Source organism: Bathymodiolus thermophilus thioautotrophic gill symbiont (genome assembly GCF_003711265.1).
Taxonomy (GTDB): domain Bacteria; phylum Pseudomonadota; class Gammaproteobacteria; order PS1; family Pseudothioglobaceae; genus Thiodubiliella.
Window position 1 is genome coordinate 998,542 of the sequence record NZ_CP024634.1, and the last position, 24,716, is coordinate 1,023,257.

General features: G+C 40.2%; 2 protein-coding genes. Both read left to right on the forward strand.

Annotated elements, in window-relative coordinates; all coding sequences use genetic code 11:
* Window positions 1-419: 419 nt before the first annotated feature.
* A complete protein-coding gene (locus tag MS2017_RS11845; protein WP_122951303.1) occupies window positions 420-7,850 on the forward strand; it encodes a chitinase N-terminal domain-containing protein in 7,431 nt (2,476 codons plus the stop codon).
* A gap of 231 nt (window positions 7,851-8,081) precedes the next feature.
* The gene (locus MS2017_RS03740) at window positions 8,082-24,572 is read left to right on the forward strand and encodes an Ig-like domain-containing protein (RefSeq protein WP_122951304.1); all 16,491 of its coding nucleotides are present in this window, start codon (window positions 8,082-8,084) and stop codon (window positions 24,570-24,572) included.
* The last annotated feature ends 144 nt before the right edge of the window (window positions 24,573-24,716 follow it).

The following is a 24,716-nucleotide window of genomic DNA, read 5'->3' on the forward strand; positions in this document are numbered from 1 at the left end:
CCAAAATTTTTACAAAAGTCTTGAATGTGGCAATCAAGTTTCAATCGCCTCACTTAAAGACAGTAATATCGTCGTTGGCATGGCAAGCCATGAGACAAATATTTACGATTCAAAAACACCAGATGTAGACATTACTCACGCTAATGCTAATCTTGTTAAGCCCGTTCAGAAGACAGTATGTGAGTGCAAAAGAAGTGCTAGGGGTAGAAAATATCTTATCTAAAAACCCCTTGAAATGAGATAACCGTTATCAGTGAGATAAAAGTGCAAGTTGTGCAAAAGACAAGTGGTAATTGAGCCTTGTCATTGGACATTTTAAGGTAGATTTTAGAAAAAAGTGGAGATTTATATTATTACAAAGATTTGGGCGTAAAGTAAAGAAACCATTAAAAAAATTAAACAAAAGAGGCGGAAAAAAAATGAACAAATTTCTTATAGTAATCACATTAATTGTTACATTAATATCTTGTGGTGGTAGCGATAATGGCGACAAGGCTGTTGGACTTAAAGGTGTTGCCCATGCAAATTATGTTAAAAATGGCGTGATAAAACTATATGGCGTTAAGGACGATAATAGCAAACAGTATATAGCCTCTGTAGTCACGAACGACACAGGGCATTATTCTTTTTTAGAAAGCCATATTACTTATGGTTATAAAGCCTATATTATTGAAGCAGTTAGTGGAACTTATATTGACGAAGCAAAAATAAGAGCCGCCAAAGCTAACGGTAAAACAGATGCTGAGGCTGAAATTGAAGCCACCATGGTTTTAAACTCTCAAGAACCAATACAAAGTATTACTTACCTAAAGGAAGGTGGGATTGAAGAGGTTGCCATCACACCAGCAACAGATATTGTTGTTAAAATATTAGAGAGAGAAGGTAATTTCTCAGAGGCAACCAGAAGGGTAGCGGCTCAAAATACAGTAAGAGGGTTATTGGGTGCGGTAGCGCCTGATGATCTAAATTTGTTTACGACGCAGCCGGTTGATTTAAATGAGTCATTGCAAGTTGAAAATTCTCAGAGTAATCAAAAAGTGTATTCGTCATTGATGTCGGGTTTGTCTCAATTGCAACAAGACACCAAAAAAAGCATAGCAGAGATTTCTACAGAACTCTCGCAAAATATTAATGTTCAGAATCAAGGTGAAGCGGTTCAAGATTCTGCACTATTATCGCAGTTCAGAGAAAGTTTCGAGATGTCAACAAAGCAAGACAACCAAGCAGGTAAAGATACTGGCATTGAGATGTTTGCAGATGGGGCGACTAATGTTGTTACTACCAATGCGTATCTAGCGAATGTGGCTTACAAGCCGAATGACAAAGTGGTTAAAGATGGCGTTGAATACACATGTAAAGCATGGCCAGATGGGGCTTGGTGTGCCTCCCCCGTTTATCAACCGGGTTCGGCCTTGTCATCCAGGGCATGGAATACTGATGGTGGCACTGCTAATATCGTTGAAAGTGACACAGATATTAACAACATAAATTACTGGTCAAACCAAGCTTATGTGGCTGGCAACAAAATATATTACAAGGGTGATGCTTATGAATGTAAAGGCTGGCCTTATACAGGATGGTGTCAATTAAGGGAACCGGGTACCAATGGCTGGCAAGATGCTTGGAGAGAATATACAGGTCATTACGATGTGGCAGACAATGTTAAACAAGACAATGATAAGAAGAACAGTGACGATGATGCTGTCCAAGAAGAGCAAGAGAATCAAGCTGAATTAGCTTTAGAAAGGCCTTTGTTGCAATTAGACCAAAGTGATGGACAATATACTTTGTTGATATACGCCACTTATACCAATAATTCAAACAGACCTGATGGCTATATATTGTATAAAGATGGGCAACAAGTAAAAGAAGTTGCGTGGTCTAATACGCAAGATACAATAGCCAATGAGCATGGCTTGAAAGATGACGATGTTCATCGATATTTCGTTAAAACTTATCGTATTCTTGCTCGTTCTGCCAATGAAAGGGATTATTCCAATGCCAGTATTATTCAAATTATTAAGGCAAAGAAAGTAACTGGGACAGCACTCAATCAACCACAATCTTTATTAACAACGAGTACCTTGTCCTTTGCAGGGGCAGTTGGTCAAAATAGTGGAAAAATTTATATCAATGGCGGTGATGGCGACGGCAATTTGATTGTCAGCAGTACAAATACAAGCATCGCCCGAATAACTGCAATCCCCAATTATGCCAATCAATTTATCATTGAAGCAATAGCAGTAGGTAACACTTCTATTGCCATTCAAAAAGCAGCAAGTAGTGATCACGCCTTTGTAGCGAGTAATGTTATTAGCATTCCCGTTGTCATTAAGGACACCACACCGGTTGTTACCTCTGACAAAACCCCAGGCAAGCCCATTATTGCTTGGTTGGCTGCCTCTGTAGTTTATGGCGATTTTGGATTAAAATGGAATATGTGGTGGGGAGACAGAGCCACCACTGCAAAACTATATGTTGATGATGTGGTAGTAGCAACAGCAACATTGGATGATTTTAGCGCAAGTAAAGGCGCACAAAGAGGTGGGTTCGGATACGCAAATGCGGTTACTGCTGATACAGACCATATATTTAAGGTAGCCTTATGTAATCATGATATTTGTACTGTTAGTAATGAAAAAACGGTTACATTTTTAGCACAAAATAGCACGCCACCAACAACGCCTACAAATCCCACAAACCCTACCAATCCCACAATTCCCACAATTCCTACTGAGCCACCACCTGCACATTTTAGTAGTGATCATTTTGCAGTAGGTTATTTACCTTCTTGGGGTATTAATTGGTTTAGCAAAGCAAATGCATCAAGTTCACAGATGGTTAACATAGATCCGCTTTATACCCATGTGGTTATTTCGTTTGCGCAGCCAAATATTACTTATGTTAAGAATAGCAACAGTTTTCAAGGCACGGGTATTGGGTTTAGCGCTACATTTGATGCGGTTAAAGAGGCTGTTAAACTATTAAAAGCCAAAAATGTTAAAGTATTGTTGGCAGTTGGCGGTGCTACTTATAATAATTGGAGTGCTTTGGCGAACAATGCAGGCGCACACAGACAGGCTTTGGTTGATCTGATAACCGATTTAGACTTAGATGGACTTGATGTGGATTACGAAATTAGCGGTACAGATGATGGAAATATCGTACAGTATTACAAGTCCATTGAAGTTTTGTATTCTATTACTCAACAAACCAATACCTTATTAAGTATTGCAGGCTGGTCAACAGGGGCTGATTGCACAGCACAAACCCAAAGCGACACCAGTTGCAAAGATAAAACCTCTTTTTGGCAGGGCAATGCTGGGCGTGAACGCCTTGTTTTTAACAAGATGAGAGCAGATAATTTAGAGCCGAATGATGTTTTTGATTACACTGCTATTATGTCTTATGATGGTAGTTTCAAGCGATTTGATCCTATTTTATTATATAAAAATTATCAAGAAATATACAGTGGAAAACTTGCTATTGGTTTTGAACTGGCAACCGAAGCTTGGGGTGGTGCCGAGTTGGTTTCCACAGATGTTGAAGCCAGAAGTTGTGATGGGGTTAGTAAATCATCCATGTTGGCAGGAGATTCTTATCGTGTTTTTGATACAAAAAAACCTTATTCGGTTGAACGCCTTGTTAACTTTATAAAAACTCAACCCAATAGTGGCATTATGTTGTGGTCTATGTATAAGGCAGCAGGGGCGTCTCCATCCTGTAATAAGGCTTTAAGTTATCAGGCTTTCAATGCATCCGCTAGACATTTTTTAGGTGGCAAGGCTTTAACTGAAGATGAGCAATTGGCCAAAGATATTGACGAGGTTAATGCGCAAATATCTACCTTTAAAAGCATTCCAAAATACATTAAATTGGTAAATGATGCAAATACATTAGATGGGTTTACTCTTGATATGACGGCGATTACTACTGCGATTTCAGATGCTGCAAGTGCTTATTCTGGTGCAAAAAATGCTGCATTAAAAACCTCTTTAGAAAACTATTTAAAGGTGATAAACGATACTTTTTTACAGCAAAAATCAAACTATGAAATCGCTTTATTAAGGCACAATGCAGAAATTGAAGCAGCAAGAGAGCAAGCACGAACTGTAGAAGTGTATCAAAATCTTAGGATTAAAGTTAATGCTGGCATATTAGATATTGAAGCAAGTTTTGAAGCCAGCATTACCACGGCTTTAGCAAGAGAAATTTTTAATAACGATGCAAGGACTGAGGTTCAGGCTGAAATTGACAAACAAAAAATACTTGTTGACCAATTTAAAACCAAGGTTACTGCAAAAACAAATATTTTAGCAATACTATTTGGGCAGATAGGCAGCACCTATTCAGAGGAAAATTCACAAACTCTGATGGCATTAGAGCAAACTTATATTGTTAAAAAACAAGCGCTGAAAGTTGAATTTGCCTCATTAATAAATACAGCAATAGTCACCATTAATGCATTAAAACCTGATGATGATAAAGTAAATGAAGATGACGAAGGGACAGGCACAACCCCGCCCCCTTCAAATGGTGGTGATAACGCTGTTAGAGAACTCAATATATTAAGTTATTTTGATCAACAAACTGTGGCAAATGGTTCAGGTGTTTCCATTATTTTGACATATAAAAAAGAAGCGGATATCTATTTTAGAGATGCCAAAATTGTGATCAGTGGCGATGCCCAGTACACACCAGATATTGTTGCACCAACTCTGAGTTGGGTCAACCCAAGAGAAGAGTATGATTATGACAATACCACTCAAAGAGTTTTAACCACACTGGTATTTGATACTTTTGCCAAAAAGTATGTTGATACTTTGTTTGGCGGTATTGGGTCAACAATAACAATAAATTTTTGGCCAGCAGCACCAATCAATTTAGATCACATTAGTGTTGTACAGGTAACCCCAGGAAAAGTAACCATAGCACAAGAGGATGCCACAAAAGCCAAGCCAAACAGAGCAGATTCGGTCGCCTTAAAAGTCAAAGGCTGGCCAAGCACATTGGCCATGGGAACGGTAACTGACAATGATTTTGGGCTTAATCAAAGATTTTTTGACAGTAAAGTAGATGCGATTTTCAAATACGAAGGTGATGGTTTTGGCGATAGAGGCGATGTCATTGAGCCTATTGTTACAACACAAACCATCAGACAGGCGCGAGAAATAGAAGCGTTATACGGTGCAGATAAAACCAGAGTAATGCCAACCTTGGTTGTTTATACCGCCAATGGCAGTGGTGGCGGTTTGGCACAAAATGATATTAAGACCAATTACAAAACAGTGAACGCCATAGACAGTTCTAATAACACAGTGATTGAAGACAGTAATTTGGTTAAACATTTTAGGAACACCATTAGAATGGTTGCCAATATGCAAGCCAATAAAGATGATGAACATCCTAATCCAGCGACCATTGTATTAAATGCTGATTTATTTGGCGAGTGGCAAAAGAACAAGTTGAATGGCTCTTTCCAAAATGAGTATTGTGGGGGTAGTGATGATATTGACTGCGAGAATTATCAGACCATATTAGTTAGAGAAGCAATGGTTGCCGCTATTGAGGCGGAAAAAAACTATATGGTTAAAAAATATTCATCTGCTGCGACTAATGCCACCAAAACTGTGGAAGTGGATCGATTGGAAATAGCCTATCAACTTGATGATATTAAGGCAAAAATTACCGAAACCAATATTAAAAACAACATTAAAGGCTGGGTTCAAGCGCAAAACTTTATGATTAAAGAATTTGCTCCCGATGTTGCTTTTGGTTGGGTGATTAATTTATGGAATCCTGGTAGTGCGCATTGGGTGCATAAAAAATATACGGGTGAGCGTGATGTTTGGAATAATGCCTCAAAAGGCGTGGCAGTATTTTCCAAGTGGATTGGTGCTTACGATGATAATGATTATCGCCCCGATTTTTTAACTTTTGACAAATACGAACGAGATGGTTTTGGGGCAGCAGGCAAGCCCAGTTATGCTTTTGCCTCTAGGGAATGGGACAATTATTTAATGTATGTTAAACAAATTACCGATTTCATTGGAACGCCAGCAATGTTGTGGCAAATTCCAGGTGGACACATGGTTACTAAAACAGAAAACTTGAGTGGCGAGTCGAAATTGTGTGCCAACAATGAATCAAGTGAGTGCTTTAGACATTTAGATACGGATACCCATGGCGGTCATTCTGCTTCGGGTGGGTCGTATTTTATGGGAGACAAAAAAATTGGTACAGATACGAACAACATTAGGCAGGATGTTTTAGATATTTCTCTTAGCGGTTCTCATTACAATGGCGCCACTAAGGTTGGCGACTTGTTGGCTCAAGATTCAAGCCACGACTGGGGCGTTAGTGAATTGAGACATGCTGTGTTTTCCAATGCCTTTGCTGTCTTATGGGGGGGTGGTGAAACAACAGGTTCTGTGCCTATTTCTACCAATAAAACGGGTGGTTATAATTGGCTAAAAAATAAGATAGTTGACTACAGAGCGAAAGGAGGCATACCTTTATATCATCAAAAGAAAGCGGGTGACAATGATATTAACGCCTTAACTTCTGCTCTTGGTTTGAATACAATATTAGCCAGTGCAAGTGTTGCAAATGAAATGAATAGCAATGTATTTCTATTCAATGATGCACCCGGAAGTTGGATACCTTCTTCCATTTATAAGTGGGAAGATTTTTTAAATGCTTTAAAGGCGATGCACAATACAGGTATTTCGGGTGACAAATACTGGCTGTTTGATGACAGTGATAGTGATGAGAAAAAGCAAAAATATGGCGCAGTTGCTATCGCTTCTTTCTTGGCACAAAGTATGCAAGAAACCATTCAATATAATGCGTGCGATGAAAATTCTTGGCAATTTTTCAAAGATGCCAACACCAGCAAGGCAGTTGCCGATTCTATTGCCAGAGGTGATTTTACGGTCGATCAGCCAATGGATGCCTCCTGTGGGCAATTAGGTCAAGTTTATGCAGATTATGGCGTTGACAGTTACGGCGTTGACAATCCTTATTCATGCCCAAGAGCGCCAAAAATGGAAGTAACGGCAATAACCAATGCTAAATATTATGCTGCTGCAGCACCTATATTTGCAGCGCCAGATGCCGTGTTGAGCGATTTAGGATTGTTACTTGATGGCAAACCCGGTCGCTGGGAAGATTCAGGTGATTGTGCTGGTAAGCCAGCAACTGCTGATGACTTTGAAGACCCTAAAATTGAAGGTTGGGCAAGAGACGAGTGTAAAATTTACAAAGGTCAAAAAGCCGGTAGTTTTGTTTGGGACGGTTCTAGCAAGCGCTCACTTGAAGGTTGTGGTTGGTGGGGTCGTGGCGTTATCCAAACAACTGGTAGGGAAAACTTTGGCAAACTTAATCATTTTGTTGGCAGAAGCCATGTTGATAAAGATTTGATTGGCAGTCATGTTGATTGGCAAGGTGGCGTTGTTGAAGTTAAAGCACCCCCTGAAAATCCACTGTATGCAGACATGGATTTATGCGCCAATCCAGAATTAATTTGTAGTTCCACAGAACACAAAGAAATTAAATGGGTTGCAGGATTGTTTTACTGGATGAATTCAGTTCAAGCATACACAGGCGGTGGCAAATACCAAGATTGGCATTATCAAACAGAATTGAAAAAATATGTTGACAGTGATTTTGGTCAAAACAATTACCAGCCCTTAAATGGCATTCCTTTTGTTGATGCTATTTCTGGCATTGTTAATCGTGGCTGCCCTGATAGCACATGCCCCAATACTGGTGATGTGCATGCCAAAAAAGAAAGGGCTGATAACTTTAAAAAAGTAATGCAAGGGTTTGGTATTGCGCTTGATAATTAGTCACTTTTTAGCCGATATTTACTAAAAATTGTATTTTTGGTAAACACGAACCACAATGAAGTTAAAATAGCAACAAATAAATTTAATTCTAAAACGAGAGAATATTTGGAATTTAAAATGCCTTAATTAGGTGTTTTTAGAGAGATGATCGTTAATTGGAAATGGTGTGGTATTTATCCAAGAATAACAAAAGAAGAGTAGCGACAAAATCAAAATCTAGGAGAAGTAAGTATGCAAGTAAAGACACAAAAACAAGTTATGGCATTACAAGATAAAATGCAAAAATTTTCTGATAAACTTAACAAAGAAGTCGTTGCTATTAGCAAAAGCGTTCAACACATTCAAGTTAAAGCAGGTACGGTTTATCAATTAAACACCAAAGATTTTGACACTAAAAAGGTAAATCTAATTGCCAAAAAAATCGGTGATGACTTGGAAGTAACACTAGAAGAAGGTGTTATTATTTTTGACAACTATTTTGATATTTGTGCAACTGATTTGTCCTGCTTAGTTTCTCTCCCCGCCGAAAACGGCGGACTTTATCACATTGTTGCTGATATATTCTTCACTTTAGAAGACGGTACCCAAGTTGTGTATTTTTATAACGAGCAATCTATTGTTTCTACAGAATCTAGTGTAATTAATACAGAGGGCAGCCAAAGTTTTGAAGACATTATCTATTCAAATATAGAAATCGTAGCCGCAGCTTCAGTGGCAGTTATTGTTATTGCTAGCAGTGGCGGTGGCGGCGGTGGTGGCAGTAGTAGCAATAATGACTTTTTTGTTACACTTATGGCAGGTCCAGTATTGGACAACACAGGCATCAAAATTGCTGCTTATGACAAAGATGGAAAGTTGATAGCCGAAGGCGAAAAACAAGCAGACGGTCGTTATAAGTTCGATAAGAGCAAAATAACTGGCATTGTTATTTTTAAAGCATACGACACCAATAATGCTGTTGACTATCAAGATGAAAAAGGCAATAAAATGGATTTAGACATTGCCTTGTTAGCAGTGACTAACACAGAAGGTAAAAGTGTAGCGGCAATCACCGTGTTAACCACAATAGCCGCAAAACAAGCAGGTATTACAGACGATGGCAAGGCTGAGGCTGGTGGCGTTACAGTTTCTTCAACTCCATTAACTGAAACAATAGTCAATGCAAAAAACGAAGGTGTTGGCAACGCATTTGGGGTTAATGACATTAGCAGTATCCCCAAAGCCATGATTGACAAAGACGGCAAAGCCACCCATAGTGCCGATAATTACGGTCAAGTTTTGGCGGCAGTTTCTGGTGTAAGTATGGTTAAAGATGTTGTTGAAAAATACGATACCATGAGTGAATGGGATACTGCAACACAAAACGACGGCACCTTTAAGGATGTGGTAAAACAAGAATTTGTTAATGGCGCTGCCAAAGTAGCGGCAAGCAACGATGAAATTGATGAGGTTCCTTTAAACGCAGTATTAACGGGCAATGGCAGTATTACAGCGCAAGTGCTTGTTACTATTACTAGCAATAAAACAGGCATCGCAACCGATGACATTATCTTTACTTTTACATTTGATCAGGCGCTAACACATCTATCAGATTTTGCCATTAGCGACATTCGTGTTACTGGTGGCATTGCAGCCAATTCATTTAAATCAGGCTCAACGACTACCATTTATCAATTAATCGTTACCCCAGATGCCAATACTGAAGGCGACATAATAATAAGTGTTGATGCCAAACTGAGCAAATACGCTTCAGCAATAAACTTCATCCAAGCCTACGATGTTAAGGCCCCATCCGCTCCAGAAAATTTGGTATTAGCAACTAATGACGACACAGGTCTTAGCGATAGCGATAATATAACCAACAAAACCGCCGTAACTATTGTTGGTGAAGCAGAAGCAGGCTCAACAGTAGAATTGTTTAATGGCGATATTTCATTGGGCGAAAAAATCACTGTTGATAATAACGGAAATTTTAGCAAAACAATTATTTTAGCAGCAAATGTAACCACAAATATTACCGCCAAAGCAACCGATGCCGTTGGCAATACAAGTCCAGTCTCTGACGCTTTGTCAGTTAGCGTAGACACTATAGTTCCCACTTTCACCAGTGGCAGTACAGGGGTAGGTGTTATTAATCAAATTAACCCTGTTTATAACGCAGAAGTTGACGGCGGCGATGCCAGTGTTAAATACACACTTAGAGCGGCTGATTTACTTAAATTTAACATTGATGCAGATAGCGGTATCGTTACTTACAAAACTGCTCTAACTGCAGCTACCCTCACAGCAGATAACATCGTCATCACTGCTACCGATATTGCAGGCAATACCAGTATCCGCAATGTAGCAATCACAGTAGTGGATCAGCCTTTGGTTGTTATTGCCAGTAATAAGCCCAATGGTACCAATGGTGCATTTGAACTAACTTTTACCTTTACTGAAAAAGTAAACGGTTTTGAACTGAGCGACATTGTCTTTACAGGTGCAGGCACGAATGATGTAAACATTAGCAAAGGCACTTTAACAACCGCCTCTTCAGGGGCTAATCAAAACAAAGTTTTCACCTTAATGGTCACCCCAGAAACTACACTCACAGATGGCGACATTACCGTTGATGTCGCTGCCAATGCAGCAACAAGTGCAACTTCTAATAAAACCAATATTGCCGCCACACAATTTATCCAAAAGTTTGACGAGACCAAACCAGCGACACCAAATGCTATATTAACAGACAGCGGTAGTAATGCAACAGACAATACTACCAATGATGCCACCATCAGTGCGCCTACTAATACAGAAACCAATGCAACGGTAGAATACAAAATTAACGAGGGTGCTTGGCGTGAAACCTATACCAAGCCCACAACGGATGGCGCTTACGCAGTAAAAGTAAGACAAACAGATGGAGCGGGCAATATCTCCGACGAACAAACCTTTTTTTTCACACTAGACACAAGTGTTGCAATCCTCACAGCAGCACTGGAAACCGACACAGGTGGCTCTAACTCTGACAACCTTACCAAAGACGCAACCGTCAATATTACAAATCTTGAAACAGGTGCCACTTGGGAATACAGCAAAGACAACGGCACAAACTGGACAACAGGCACAGGCACCAGTTTTGAACTTGCAGAAAACACCGTTTATGCTGAAAACGCTATTCAAGTCAGACAAACTGACAAAGCAGGTAATGTTAGTGACATTACCCAAATGGCTGCCATTACCATAGACAATATTGCCCCAATTATCAACACTGCCAGCATTAATTCTGGCACTACTTTGTTGGTATTAACCTTAAGCAAAGGGGTAATTGGTACACCAGATAAGGGCGACTTTGTCGTTAAGAATGGCGCTACTGATTCATTGACTGATAACATTGTAACCGCTGTTACTGTGAGCGGTAACACCATAACCTTGACCTTGACCACTGCTGTGGATCAAAGAGACGGTGTTACAATTGCCTATACTCAAAACACAGACGCTAACAAACAACTTAAAGGCAGTGCGGGTAATTCGGTTGTCAGCGATCTGCTAACGACAACAACAGTGGTGGACATTTCCGCCCCAATTGTTACTGGTGCTGTCAACCCAAGTGCCACCGAAGTGATTAAAGCAGGTGATACACTGTCAATTGAATTGACTTTAAGTGAAGAAGCAACACTGGCCAATGGAGAAATAGCAACCATTGTCTTATTGATTGATAAAATCGACAGTTCAGGCGTTATGGAAGTAATAGCCACTGCTACTGGCAATGGCTCAAGTAGCAATAAACTTACCTTTACCACTCTAGCCTTACCAAATGGCTTGGCGGACAGCGATGGTGTTGAGATTAAAGCCAGTTCACTCGTCTTTTTAGCAACAGTTTTTAAAGACGCTAGTGGCAACGATGTTAGCAAGATTTTCAGCAAGGTGAATGCCGTTAGTAATGAGCAAGTGGATAGCGTGGCTCCAACTTTCAATAGTGCTGTAGTGGTTGATGTTGTCGTTAATACAGCTATTGCAGTAGTCATTTATGATGCTCAAGCCACTGATAATGGTGGTGTTAATGACGCTGGTATTACTTATAGCATAAAAGATGCGGCTAACAATAAATTTGATATTAACGCAACAACAGGTTGGTTAACTTATCAGGAAATACAAACAACAGAGCATAGCGACACAGTTACTATTGTTGCCATTGATACTGCAGGTAACAGCAATGAGCTTGTTGTTACAGTTCGTGTTAAAAATTTCTTTACCAGTATTGATTGGGTTGGTGCAACTGCTGATAACTATATCAATAGCATTGAAAAAGCTGGTGCCACTTTGTCAGGAACTATTGTTACGGTAGGGGATCCAGTAACAATCGACAGTATTCAAATTGTTAAAAATGACAACACCACAATTGATATTGAAAAAGCCAACATAATTTCAACAGGCGAAAATTGGAAATTAAATAGTATTGCAAAAGCCCAGATTGCTAATTTAGCCGATGGCATCTACACCGCTAAAGTAAGTTTAAAAGACAGCAACAATCAAGTAGTCGTTTTAGACAGCAAACAAGTTACCTACGACACCATAATAAACCTTGATATTAATACAGTTGCAACTAACGACATTATTAATTTTGATAAAAAAAATGTAGGATTTGATGTTACAGGTAGTTCTGATGCCATTGGTCAAACCGTTACCGTCAGCTGGGTTGGTACAGAGAAAACTGCAATTGTTCAAGCTAATGGTGTATGGTCTGTTGCTTATGTAGCAGCCGACATTACTTACAATGCCGATAGTAGCGTTATCAGTGCTACAGTAAATGATGCTGCTGGCAACGAGAAAACAGTCGAACATACGGTGCATATTGACATTACTTCAGCGACACTTAGTATCAACACAGTTGCCACGAATGACGAAATTGATGCCGTCGAGAAAAATGCAGGTATTGTTATTAATGGCAAATCTGACGCTCTTGGTCAAACTGTTACCGTTAGTTGGGGTGGCAATGATAAAACAGCCATCGTTGATGACATTACAGGGGTTTGGTATGTTACTTATGCAGCCGCCGATGTTCCCGCTGATGCTATTAGTAGCATTATCAGCGCCAAAGTCAGTGATGCTATTGGCAATCCAGAGACCATTAGCACACGCACAGTGCTTATTGATACCATGGCCACTGAGCAACCAATCATTACTATTAAAGATGGCGAAGATGCGTATGTTAACAGTATTGAAACAGGGGTAAATCTGCAAATATCTGCCGTGGGTATGGCGGTAGGAGATGAAATTCAACTTAAAAAAAGCAGTGATGTCAGTTTGGGCGATGCATATATCGTTACTGCTGACGACATTAGCAACGGCAAGGCAACCATTAGGATTGCTAAAGCAGATTTAGGTTCAACTGGCGATGTAACAGAAATTACTGCCACCATTACCGATATCATGGGTTATACCAGCGTGCCAAGCAGTGCAATAAGTATCACTCTTAATACCCTCATTCCATCAACTCTAACCATAACCCTCACAACCGATACTGGCTCATCCGATGGCATTACCCAGAATGGCGATATGACGATTAGCGGCGTAGAAGAAGGTAATAGTTGGCACTATAGTACTGATAGTGGTAGCAATTGGCATATAGGCGGAGGTAGTAGTTTTGTGCTAAATGTAGGTACTTATGCCGTAGATAGTATTTGGGTAAAACAAACCGATGTGGCTGGCAATGCTTCAAGCATTAGTAAAAACAGTCAAGCCATTACTGTGGATACCATTGCACCCACTCTCACCATTAATATAGATGATACTAATTTAACAACAGGAGAGAGTACCACGCTAAAATTTAATTTTAGTGAAATACCGGCAGTAGACAGTTTTGATATTAGTGATATTACTGCCTCTAATGGCAGTATCAGTCAATTAGTTGTTGATAGCGAAGATGCTTCGCGCTACACAGCCTTATTTACCCCAACTGAAAATATTGATGAAAGCACTAATGTCATTAGTGTTGGCACCGATTGGACAGATATAGCGGGCAATGCACCAACAGCCATCACAAATTCTGTTAATTATCAAATTAATACGAATGTGGATGCCGACACCATGGTACCAAACTTACAAAGCCCACCAGTCTTAACTGTTACTGGCGGTGGCAATAGTATCGGCGATACAATTGTACTTACATTCGTCTTTAATGAAATGGTTAAAGGACTTGAAACAGGTACTACCAACAATATTTTTACAGTGCAAAGTACTCCTGTTGAGGCCACTTGGTCGGGAAGTAATAACACCGCAACAAGAAGCCTCACTTACACTATTGCAGCAGGTCAAAATGGCACAGTCATTATTGACAAAGCCGCCCTAAAAACGGCTCTGATTGCTGGTATTACTGATACCTCAAACAATGCTTTTGATAGCACTGCCACGATTGCCGGTATTGACATTAGCGCATTGGTTAGTATTGATGGCACTGTTCCAGAGATAAGTATCACTCATGATGTTACTGAAACACTTAAAGCGGGCAATGTCATTACCTATACTTTTACCTTTGATAATGCAGTTACAGGCTTTGATAAGGATGATATTGTTGTAGACAATGGCACAAAAGGGGCATTTGTCAAAACTGGCGACACAACTTACACCTTAGTTGTTACGCCAACGGCAAACTTTACTGGCAACCTAAATATTGAAATAGCCGCCAATGCAGCAACAGATAGTGCTGGTAACAGTAGTGCTGCAATAACCTCAACACCTGTAATAGTCAACACAATACGACCCAGTGTAAGCATTAGCATAGGTAATACTAATTTAACATCTGCTGAAAACACTACTTTAAGCTTTAACTTCAGCGAAGCACCAGCAGTAAACAGTTTTACTTCTGACGATATTATCGCACCCAATGGTACTATCACCAATTTAACCGTTGATAGTGCTGATGCTAAACATTACACAGCAACCTTTACTGCGGCACAAGGCGTAGCAGACGATAGCAATTATATTAGTGTTGGCACCAATTGGACCAACATAGCAGGTAATGCGCCAGAAGCGCTTACCCAATCAATCAACTACAAAATAACCGATACGCATGCACCAACGATTGTTATTACAGACGATGTGGCTGGAGATATTGGTATTGGTGCCAATATCACTTACACTTTTACCTTTAGTGAAGCCGTTACTGGTTTTGACCAGGCCGATATCAGCGTCAGTAATGGCACAAAAGGGCAATTTACCAAAGTCAGTAATGCAGTTTACAGTTTAGTTGTTACGCAAACAGGTGTTGACAATATAACCGTTAATGTCGCCACTGGTGCAGCCAAAGACGGTGCCAACATTGACAGTATTGCCGCACAATCCGTGCAAACAGCAGACTTACAAAGACCAACTGTGGCCATCAGTATGAATAACACTGATTTTCTGCGAACTGGCAATACTGCAACCATCAGTTTTAACTTTAGTGAAATAGTTAAGGATTTTGACCTAAGCGATATCACCACCGACAAAGGCACCATCACTAATTTGGTTGTTGATAGTACCGACGCTAGCCTTTATACTGCCACCTATACGGCAACACAAAATATAGAGTCTAAGTATATTGACTTTACCATTACCGCTACAGGTTGGACAGATATGGCTGGCAATACACCTGAGGCCGTCGTGCAAGTATCGGTAACCTCCAGTTTTCAAAGCCCACCAATCTTGGCGATTCAACAAGGCGAAGACCGCTATCTTAATGCTACAGAAGCCACTATTGGAATAGAAGTTACCTTGCAACAAGATGCCCAGGTAGGCGATAGCGTTCAGTTTAAAACAAAGTCAGGTGCAGTGGGAGAACTGTATGTTATTCAACAAAGTGATATAGATAATAAGAAGTTTTCACAACTTATCAATAGAGTAGATTTAGGTGAAAACGGCACGGAAGCAGAAATTACTGCCGTGATAAAAGACCAATTGGGTAACACCAGTCACGACAGTAACGCACTATTGATCATCATAGACGAAGCATCGCCATTACTATTAAGCAGCAGTTGGCATATTAACACACCGCCAATAGGACAAAACTCCTTCATAGTGGATGACATTATTGAACTCAGTGTTACCACTAGTGAGCCATTAAAATTTGGCGACACCACTGGTTCTCAGCTTATTATGGGCGGCAAAATATTCGTTCTTGATGTTGCTAAATCCAGTGAGAACAGCAATAAAAAGTTGGTTTTTACCCATCAAGTTAGTGTCGATGAAACAATGGCACAACAAGAAGCCATTATCAAAACCGACCAAATCACGCTCAACGGTGTTACCGATATGGTGGGCAATGCGCTGGCCTTACCTTCCTTGGTTATTGCCACAAGCCTTTATCAGAATGCAATTTTTCATCAATCAACCACCAACCCTTTCACCAATATCGACACCAGTACCAACACCAACGCCAACGCCACCCCAACCTTCGCCGACATTGACCAAGACGGTGATTTAGACCTTATTATCGGCTCAGCAGCAGGCACACTGAGTTATTACACCAATGTTAACAACAATTTTGTCAAAGCAACCGACAGCCCTTTCCAACATATCCGCCATACTAGTGCCGCCCCTACTTTTGTTGACCTTGACCAAGATGGCAATTTAGATTTAATTGTTGGTGATTTAGAAGGCAAACTCCATTTTTATAAAAACATTCAATACGGCAACACAGCCACCTTTAATTTGGTAGCAGCACAATTTAATCCGTTGAGTGATATCGATATTGGTAGCAACGCCACCCCAACCTTTGCTGACATTGACCAAGATGGCGATTTAGACCTTATTGTTGGCAGTGCCACAGGCACTTTGACCTATTATCAAAGCAACAATAACAACTTTACTGAAACAAGCAACAATCCGTTCCAAAATATTAGCCACGCTTATTCAACCCCAACTTTTGTGGATGTTGACCAAGATGGCGATCTAGATTTGGTTGTTGGCTATGTTAATGGTGCACTGCATTATTACCAAAACAACGACACTGTATTTAGTGTCAAAACTACCAGTAACGCACTGTTTTCCAGTATTAAAGTCGGCAACAACGCCGCCCCTACTTTTGCTGATATAGACAACAACGGCACCTTGGATTTAATCCTTGGCGCTCAAGATGGCTCATTACAATACCAGCAACGCCAACAGTCTGAAGTGATTGATGCTCAAGCACCGAGTTTAAGCATCGTGGTTACCCAAACCACATTGCTTAAAGGTCAGAGTAGCCAGATAATACTGAACTTTAGTGAAGCGGTAAAAGGCTTTACACTTGATAACCTAAGTGCCGAGAATGCCACCCTGAGTAACCTAAAACTCAATCCCAATCGTCACAGCACCCAGCCATTTTCTTACCTTGCCACGCTCACTCCAAACGACAACATCAACCAAGCCAGCAACCGCATTAGCGTTAACAGCAACTGGCAAGATTTGAATGGCAATACACCGGCTAGTAATTTTAGTTCAAACATTTATCAAGTGTTTACCGACACCAATTCTACACAAATCCAAGGCTGGACAAGTAACACCCCATCTAGTACACAAATAGCCTTTACTCAGGGTGATACCATTACCATTAGTTTAAGCCTTAGCGCCAATGCTAAGGTCAATAACAGCCAAGCTTATATCGTTATTGATGAAAAACGCTTTGACATTGACAAAGACGATTTTAACGCTGCAAGCGACAAAACCGTCCTCAATTTTAACTACACCGTACAAGCCAACGATACTTTGAACTTACCCGACTTTGTGGTTAAGAGAGATCAAGTATTTTTAAACGGCGTAACCGACACTTATGACTATAACCTTGATTTGTCATCAATGCCAGAACAAGTACTATTAGGAGAGCGAGCGTTGTTCAAGTTAGAAAGTTCGTTGGACATTACACAACCTAAAGATGATAGAATAAACAATGCATTTTATGCTGATGTCAATGCTGATGGTTATATGGATGTTATTTCAACAGACGCTTACAATCATGATGGTGGTGGCAATTACGCCAGTTTGAGTTTTTATTTTTTCCAAGGTTCTGCCACAGGTTTGACTTTTAGAGAAGGGGCAGGCACGCCTTTTTATCAGTGGGATAAGGGAGGTCAAATTGATGCGGAGGCTGGTGGCTCTCTACGCACAGCCGCTTTTGCCGATGTTGATAATGATGGCGATTTAGATATGCTTGTTACTCAACGCAAACTTTCTTACAATATAATAAAATTTTTCGACAACCAAGACGGTATTTATATCATGCAAGGGTCGCATTCACTCGCTAACATTAGCGCCACCAGTCTAATTATCCCCACTTTTGCTGATATTGATGGCGATGGCGATGCTGATTTGGTGGTAGGCGATAGCGAAGGTACCTTAAAATATTATACTAACCAGCAAAGCGTGTTTACCCAACAAACAGGTGTTAATAATCCTTTTACCATGGATGTGGGTACACACGCCGCACCGACCTTTGCTGATATTGATAACGATGGTGATCTAGATCTACTGATTGGCAGTAGCTCAGGCTGGCATTATTATCAAAATATCAACGGTGTATGGATAGCGCAAACAGGTGTTAATAACCCTTTTAGTGGCGTAGCAGGTGGTATTCCTAACTTTGTGGATGTTGATTTTGATGGCAATAAGGATTTGGCCATTACCGCACTAAAACACACTTATTATTATCGCAATACTCACCGCACGGTTATCGACACCCAAGCCCCAGAAACCCCAAGTATTAATATCCATGACATCTCGCTTTCCGCTGGCGACAGCACTAAAGTTGAATTCCATTTTGCAGAAAAAGTTTTAAACTTCACATTGGATGACATTACTGCTGAAAACGCCACCCTGAGTAACTTTAGACAAGACACCAGCCTAGGTACTTTTGTATGGACGGCAACCCTAGCACCAGACTCAGGCGTTAACGATAGCACTAACACCCTGAGCATAGGCAGAGATTGGCATGATAGCGCTGGCAACAAACCCAGTCAAATTACCACCTCAAGCAATTATATGGTCAGCAGCCAAGTCGCAGCAAACATCAGCAGTAATGTTAGCGACTGGGTTTTCAGCAGTCCACCAACAGGACAAGATTATTTTTCTATTGGCGACACTATGACGCTAACCATTAGCATGAGCAAAGCTGTGCAGGTAACTGATGGTAGTGCTTATCTTATGTTAGCCAACAGGCGTTTCAACATTGACAAAGCCGCTTTTGACCTTGCAAGTGACAAAACCAAGCTCAACTTTACTTATACCGTGGTTGAGGGTGATTATTTAATCAGCAGTGATTTTGTTGTTAACAGTACCCATCTAACAGGGGTCAGCGATGTTGCAGGAGTAGCGGCTAATGACTTGAGCGCAGAGTTGGTTTTGTTGAGAAACAGCGATACTTTTGAGCGATCTCATGCTAGCATACCAGGCATTGAAAAAGGCACTTTCAGTACAGTAAATTTTATAGATTTGAATAATGACGGCGCTGAAGAATTGGTTATTGGCCTAGACTTGGATAGTGGTTCTGATAGAAGTCTCTATTATAAGATCACTCCAGATGGAGGAAGTAACAGTTTTGTAAAAATTACCGGGAACGCCGATCCATTTCGTGAGATTGACTTTGCTGGCGATGCTATTCTTGCATGGGCTTTTGCTGATATAAACAGGGATGGTTACTTAGACTTTTTGACAAGCAAAGGTTATTACATATATTCGGGAGACAAATTCTTATTGCAAACAGGCGTCAACGATCCTTTTTCTCATCTTGATTTAAGCAAGAATCAAATGCATAATTTGGTGGATTTAGACAATGATGGTGATTTTGATCTTGTCGCTGCTGAAGATAATGGTACTCTTTCTTATTATGAAAATAATAATGGTGTTTATGCACTAAAAACAGACCATGTGCTATCAGGAATAGATTTAGGGTCAGGTATTGAAATGAACTTTAGGGATTTAGATGGTGATGGCGATTTAGATTTAACATCAGGTAGCTTTTATGGAACAAATAACCGTGAAGCCATTAGTTATCGTGAAAATGTTGGCACGATTAACAACCCAATTTTTAGCCATCAACGCGGTGATAGTAATTTCTTTGATCATCTTGATAATAAAGGGCTTTATATCGGATCGCCTGGCTTTAGTGATATTAATGGTGACGGCATATTAGATTTTGTAACCGCACAATACAGTAACTATGTGCAATACTACAAGGGTGTTACCAACCCCCTTAAAGTCAAAACCGTCCATTATCAAGATATGGACGGTATTACTTCAATCGCCGCCAGTGATAAACTCATTGAGCATTTTCACTGGAACAGACTCAGTGCTGACAAAAAATATGTCAGCCTTAAGGATGCCACTATTACTAATTTTGATTTAAGCCATGACACCCTTGATGTTTCTGCTTTACTCTTACACTTGGAAAATGATAACGCCAAACAGGGTCATATTAATATTCAAATCAATGGTGAAGACAGTGTTTTAAGTATTGATAATTTTGATATTACTTTGATAGGTGTTAATGCTAGCGTTGAAACACTTATTGAAAATAAAGTGCTTCGCATCTCTAGTGACAAAACAGACACAATTAACACCAACCCTTTCGCCAATATCGACACCAACACCAACGCCAACGCCACCCCAACCTTCGCCGACATTGACCAAGACGGTGATTTAGACCTTATTATCGGCTCAGCAGCAGGCACACTGAGTTATTACACCAATGTTAACAACAATTTTGTCAAAGCAACCGACAGCCCTTTCCAACATATCCGCCATACTAGTGCCGCCCCTACTTTTGTTGACCTTGACCAAGATGGCAATTTAGATTTAATTGTTGGTGATTTAGAAGGCAAACTCCATTTTTATAAAAACATTCAATACGGCAACACAGCCACCTTTAATTTGGTAGCAGCACAATTTAATCCGTTGAGTGATATCGATATTGGTAGCAACGCCACCCCAACCTTTGCTGACATTGACCAAGATGGCGATTTAGACCTTATTGTTGGCAGTGCCACAGGCACTTTGACCTATTATCAAAGCAACAATAACAACTTTACTGAAACAAGCAACAATCCGTTCCAAAATATTAGCCACGCTTATTCAACCCCAACTTTTGTGGATGTTGACCAAGATGGCGATCTAGATTTGGTTGTTGGCTATGTTAATGGTGCACTGCATTATTACCAAAACAACGACACTGTATTTAGTGTCAAAACTACCAGTAACGCACTGTTTTCCAGTATTAAAGTCGGCAACAACGCCGCCCCTACTTTTGCTGATATAGACAACAACGGCACCTTGGATTTAATCCTTGGCGCTCAAGATGGCTCATTACAATACCAGCAACGCCAACAGTCTGAAGTGATTGATGCTCAAGCACCGAGTTTAAGCATCGTGGTTACCCAAACCACATTGCTTAAAGGTCAGAGTAGCCAGATAATACTGAACTTTAGTGAAGCGGTAAAAGGCTTTACACTTGATAACCTAAGTGCCGAGAATGCCACCCTGAGTAACCTAAAACTCAATCCCAATCGTCACAGCACCCAGCCATTTTCTTACCTTGCCACGCTCACTCCAAACGACAACATCAACCAAGCCAGCAACCGCATTAGCGTTAACAGCAACTGGCAAGATTTGAATGGCAATACACCGGCTAGTAATTTTAGTTCAAACATTTATCAAGTGTTTACCGACACCAATTCTACACAAATCCAAGGCTGGACAAGTAACACCCCATCTAGTACACAAATAGCCTTTACTCAGGGTGATACCATTACCATTAGTTTAAGCCTTAGCGCCAATGCTAAGGTCAATAACAGCCAAGCTTATATCGTTATTGATGAAAAACGCTTTGACATTGACAAAGACGATTTTAACGCTGCAAGCGACAAAACCGTCCTCAATTTTAACTACACCGTACAAGCCAACGATACTTTGAACTTACCCGACTTTGTGGTTAAGAGAGATCAAGTATTTTTAAACGGCGTAACCGACACTTATGACTATAACCTTGATTTGTCATCAATGCCAGAACAAGTACTATTAGGAGAGCGAGCGTTGTTCAAGTTAGAAAGTTCGTTGGACATTACACAACCTAAAGATGATAGAATAAACAATGCATTTTATGCTGATGTCAATGCTGATGGTTATATGGATGTTATTTCAACAGACGCTTACAATCATGATGGTGGTGGCAATTACGCCAGTTTGAGTTTTTATTTTTTCCAAGGTTCTGCCACAGGTTTGACTTTTAGAGAAGGGGCAGGCACGCCTTTTTATCAGTGGGATAAGGGAGGTCAAATTGATGCGGAGGCTGGTGGCTCTCTACGCACAGCCGCTTTTGCCGATGTTGATAATGATGGCGATTTAGATATGCTTGTTACTCAACGCAAACTTTCTTACAATATAATAAAATTTTTCGACAACCAAGACGGTATTTATATCATGCAAGGGTCGCATTCACTCGCTAACATTAGCGCCACCAGTCTAATTATCCCCACTTTTGCTGATATTGATGGCGATGGCGATGCTGATTTGGTGGTAGGCGATAGCGAAGGTACCTTAAAATATTATACTAACCAGCAAAGCGTGTTTACCCAACAAACAGGTGTTAATAATCCTTTTACCATGGATGTGGGTACACACGCCGCACCGACCTTTGCTGATATTGATAACGATGGTGATCTAGATCTACTGATTGGCAGTAGCTCAGGCTGGCATTATTATCAAAATATCAACGGTGTATGGATAGCGCAAACAGGTGTTAATAACCCTTTTAGTGGCGTAGCAGGTGGTATTCCTAACTTTGTGGATGTTGATTTTGATGGCAATAAGGATTTGGCCATTACCGCACTAAAACACACTTATTATTATCGCAATACTCACCGCACGGTTATCGACACCCAAGCCCCAGAAACCCCAAGTATTAATATCCATGACATCTCGCTTTCCGCTGGCGACAGCACTAAAGTTGAATTCCATTTTGCAGAAAAAGTTTTAAACTTCACATTGGATGACATTACTGCTGAAAACGCCACCCTGAGTAACTTTAGACAAGACACCAGCCTAGGTACTTTTGTATGGACGGCAACCCTAGCACCAGACTCAGGCGTTAACGATAGCACTAACACCCTGAGCATAGGCAGAGATTGGCATGATAGCGCTGGCAACAAACCCAGTCAAATTACCACCTCAAGCAATTATATGGTCAGCAGCCAAGTCGCAGCAAACATCAGCAGTAATGTTAGCGACTGGGTTTTCAGCAGTCCACCAACAGGACAAGATTATTTTTCTATTGGCGACACTATGACGCTAACCATTAGCATGAGCAAAGCTGTGCAGGTAACTGATGGTAGTGCTTATCTTATGTTAGCCAACAGGCGTTTCAACATTGACAAAGCCGCTTTTGACCTTGCAAGTGACAAAACCAAGCTCAACTTTACTTATACCGTGGTTGAGGGTGATTATTTAATCAGCAGTGATTTTGTTGTTAACAGTACCCATCTAACAGGGGTCAGCGATGTTGCAGGAGTAGCGGCTAATGACTTGAGCGCAGAGTTGGTTTTGTTGAGAAACAGCGATACTTTTGAGCGATCTCATGCTAGCATACCAGGCATTGAAAAAGGCACTTTCAGTACAGTAAATTTTATAGATTTGAATAATGACGGCGCTGAAGAATTGGTTATTGGCCTAGACTTGGATAGTGGTTCTGATAGAAGTCTCTATTATAAGATCACTCCAGATGGAGGAAGTAACAGTTTTGTAAAAATTACCGGGAACGCCGATCCATTTCGTGAGATTGACTTTGCTGGCGATGCTATTCTTGCATGGGCTTTTGCTGATATAAACAGGGATGGTTACTTAGACTTTTTGACAAGCAAAGGTTATTACATATATTCGGGAGACAAATTCTTATTGCAAACAGGAGTCAACGATCCTTTTTCTCATCTTGATTTAAGCAAGAATCAAATGCATAATTTGGTGGATTTAGACAATGATGGTGATTTTGATCTTGTCGCTGCTGAAGATAATGGTACTCTTTCTTATTATGAAAATAATAATGGTGTTTATGCACTAAAAACAGACCATGTGCTATCAGGAATAGATTTAGGGTCAGGTATTGAAATGAACTTTAGGGATTTAGATGGTGATGGCGATTTAGATTTAACATCAGGTAGCTTTTATGGAACAAATAACCGTGAAGCCATTAGTTATCGTGAAAATGTTGGCACGATTAACAACCCAATTTTTAGCCATCAACGCGGTGATAGTAATTTCTTTGATCATCTTGATAATAAAGGGCTTTATATCGGATCGCCTGGCTTTAGTGATATTAATGGTGACGGCATATTAGATTTTGTAACCGCACAATATAGTAACTATGTGCAATACTACAAGGGTGTTACCAACCCCCTTAAAGTCAAAACCGTCCATTATCAAGATATGGACGGTATTACTTCAATCGCCGCCAGTGATAAACTCATTGAGCATTTTCACTGGAACAGACTCAGTGCTGACAAAAAATATGTCAGCCTTAAGGATGCCACTATTACTAATTTTGATTTAAGCCATGACACCCTTGATGTTTCTGCTTTACTCTTACACTTGGAAAATGATAACGCCAAACAGGGTCATATTAATATTCAAATCAATGGCGAAGACAGTGTTTTAAGTATTGATAATTTTGATATTACTTTGATAGGTGTTAATGATATTAATTACAACATGCTGATTGATAATGGCATAGTTATTATTTAAATCTAACTTTGTTGGCGCCTTGGATAAGGCTATTTATAAGAATATCTGCGCTTATCAATAGGCGGTATAGGTGTTTTTTACTGTTAATACTTGGGTGATTGTAAGTGCCATATCGTTCATTTTATTTTTGAAAATGGTATTAGA

Coding starts and splice junctions, on each gene's coding strand:
- MS2017_RS11845 (WP_122951303.1), top strand. CDS start 420: ATGAACAAATTTCTTATAGTAATCACATTAATTGTTACATTAATATCT.
- MS2017_RS03740 (WP_122951304.1), top strand. CDS start 8,082: ATGCAAGTAAAGACACAAAAACAAGTTATGGCATTACAAGATAAAATG.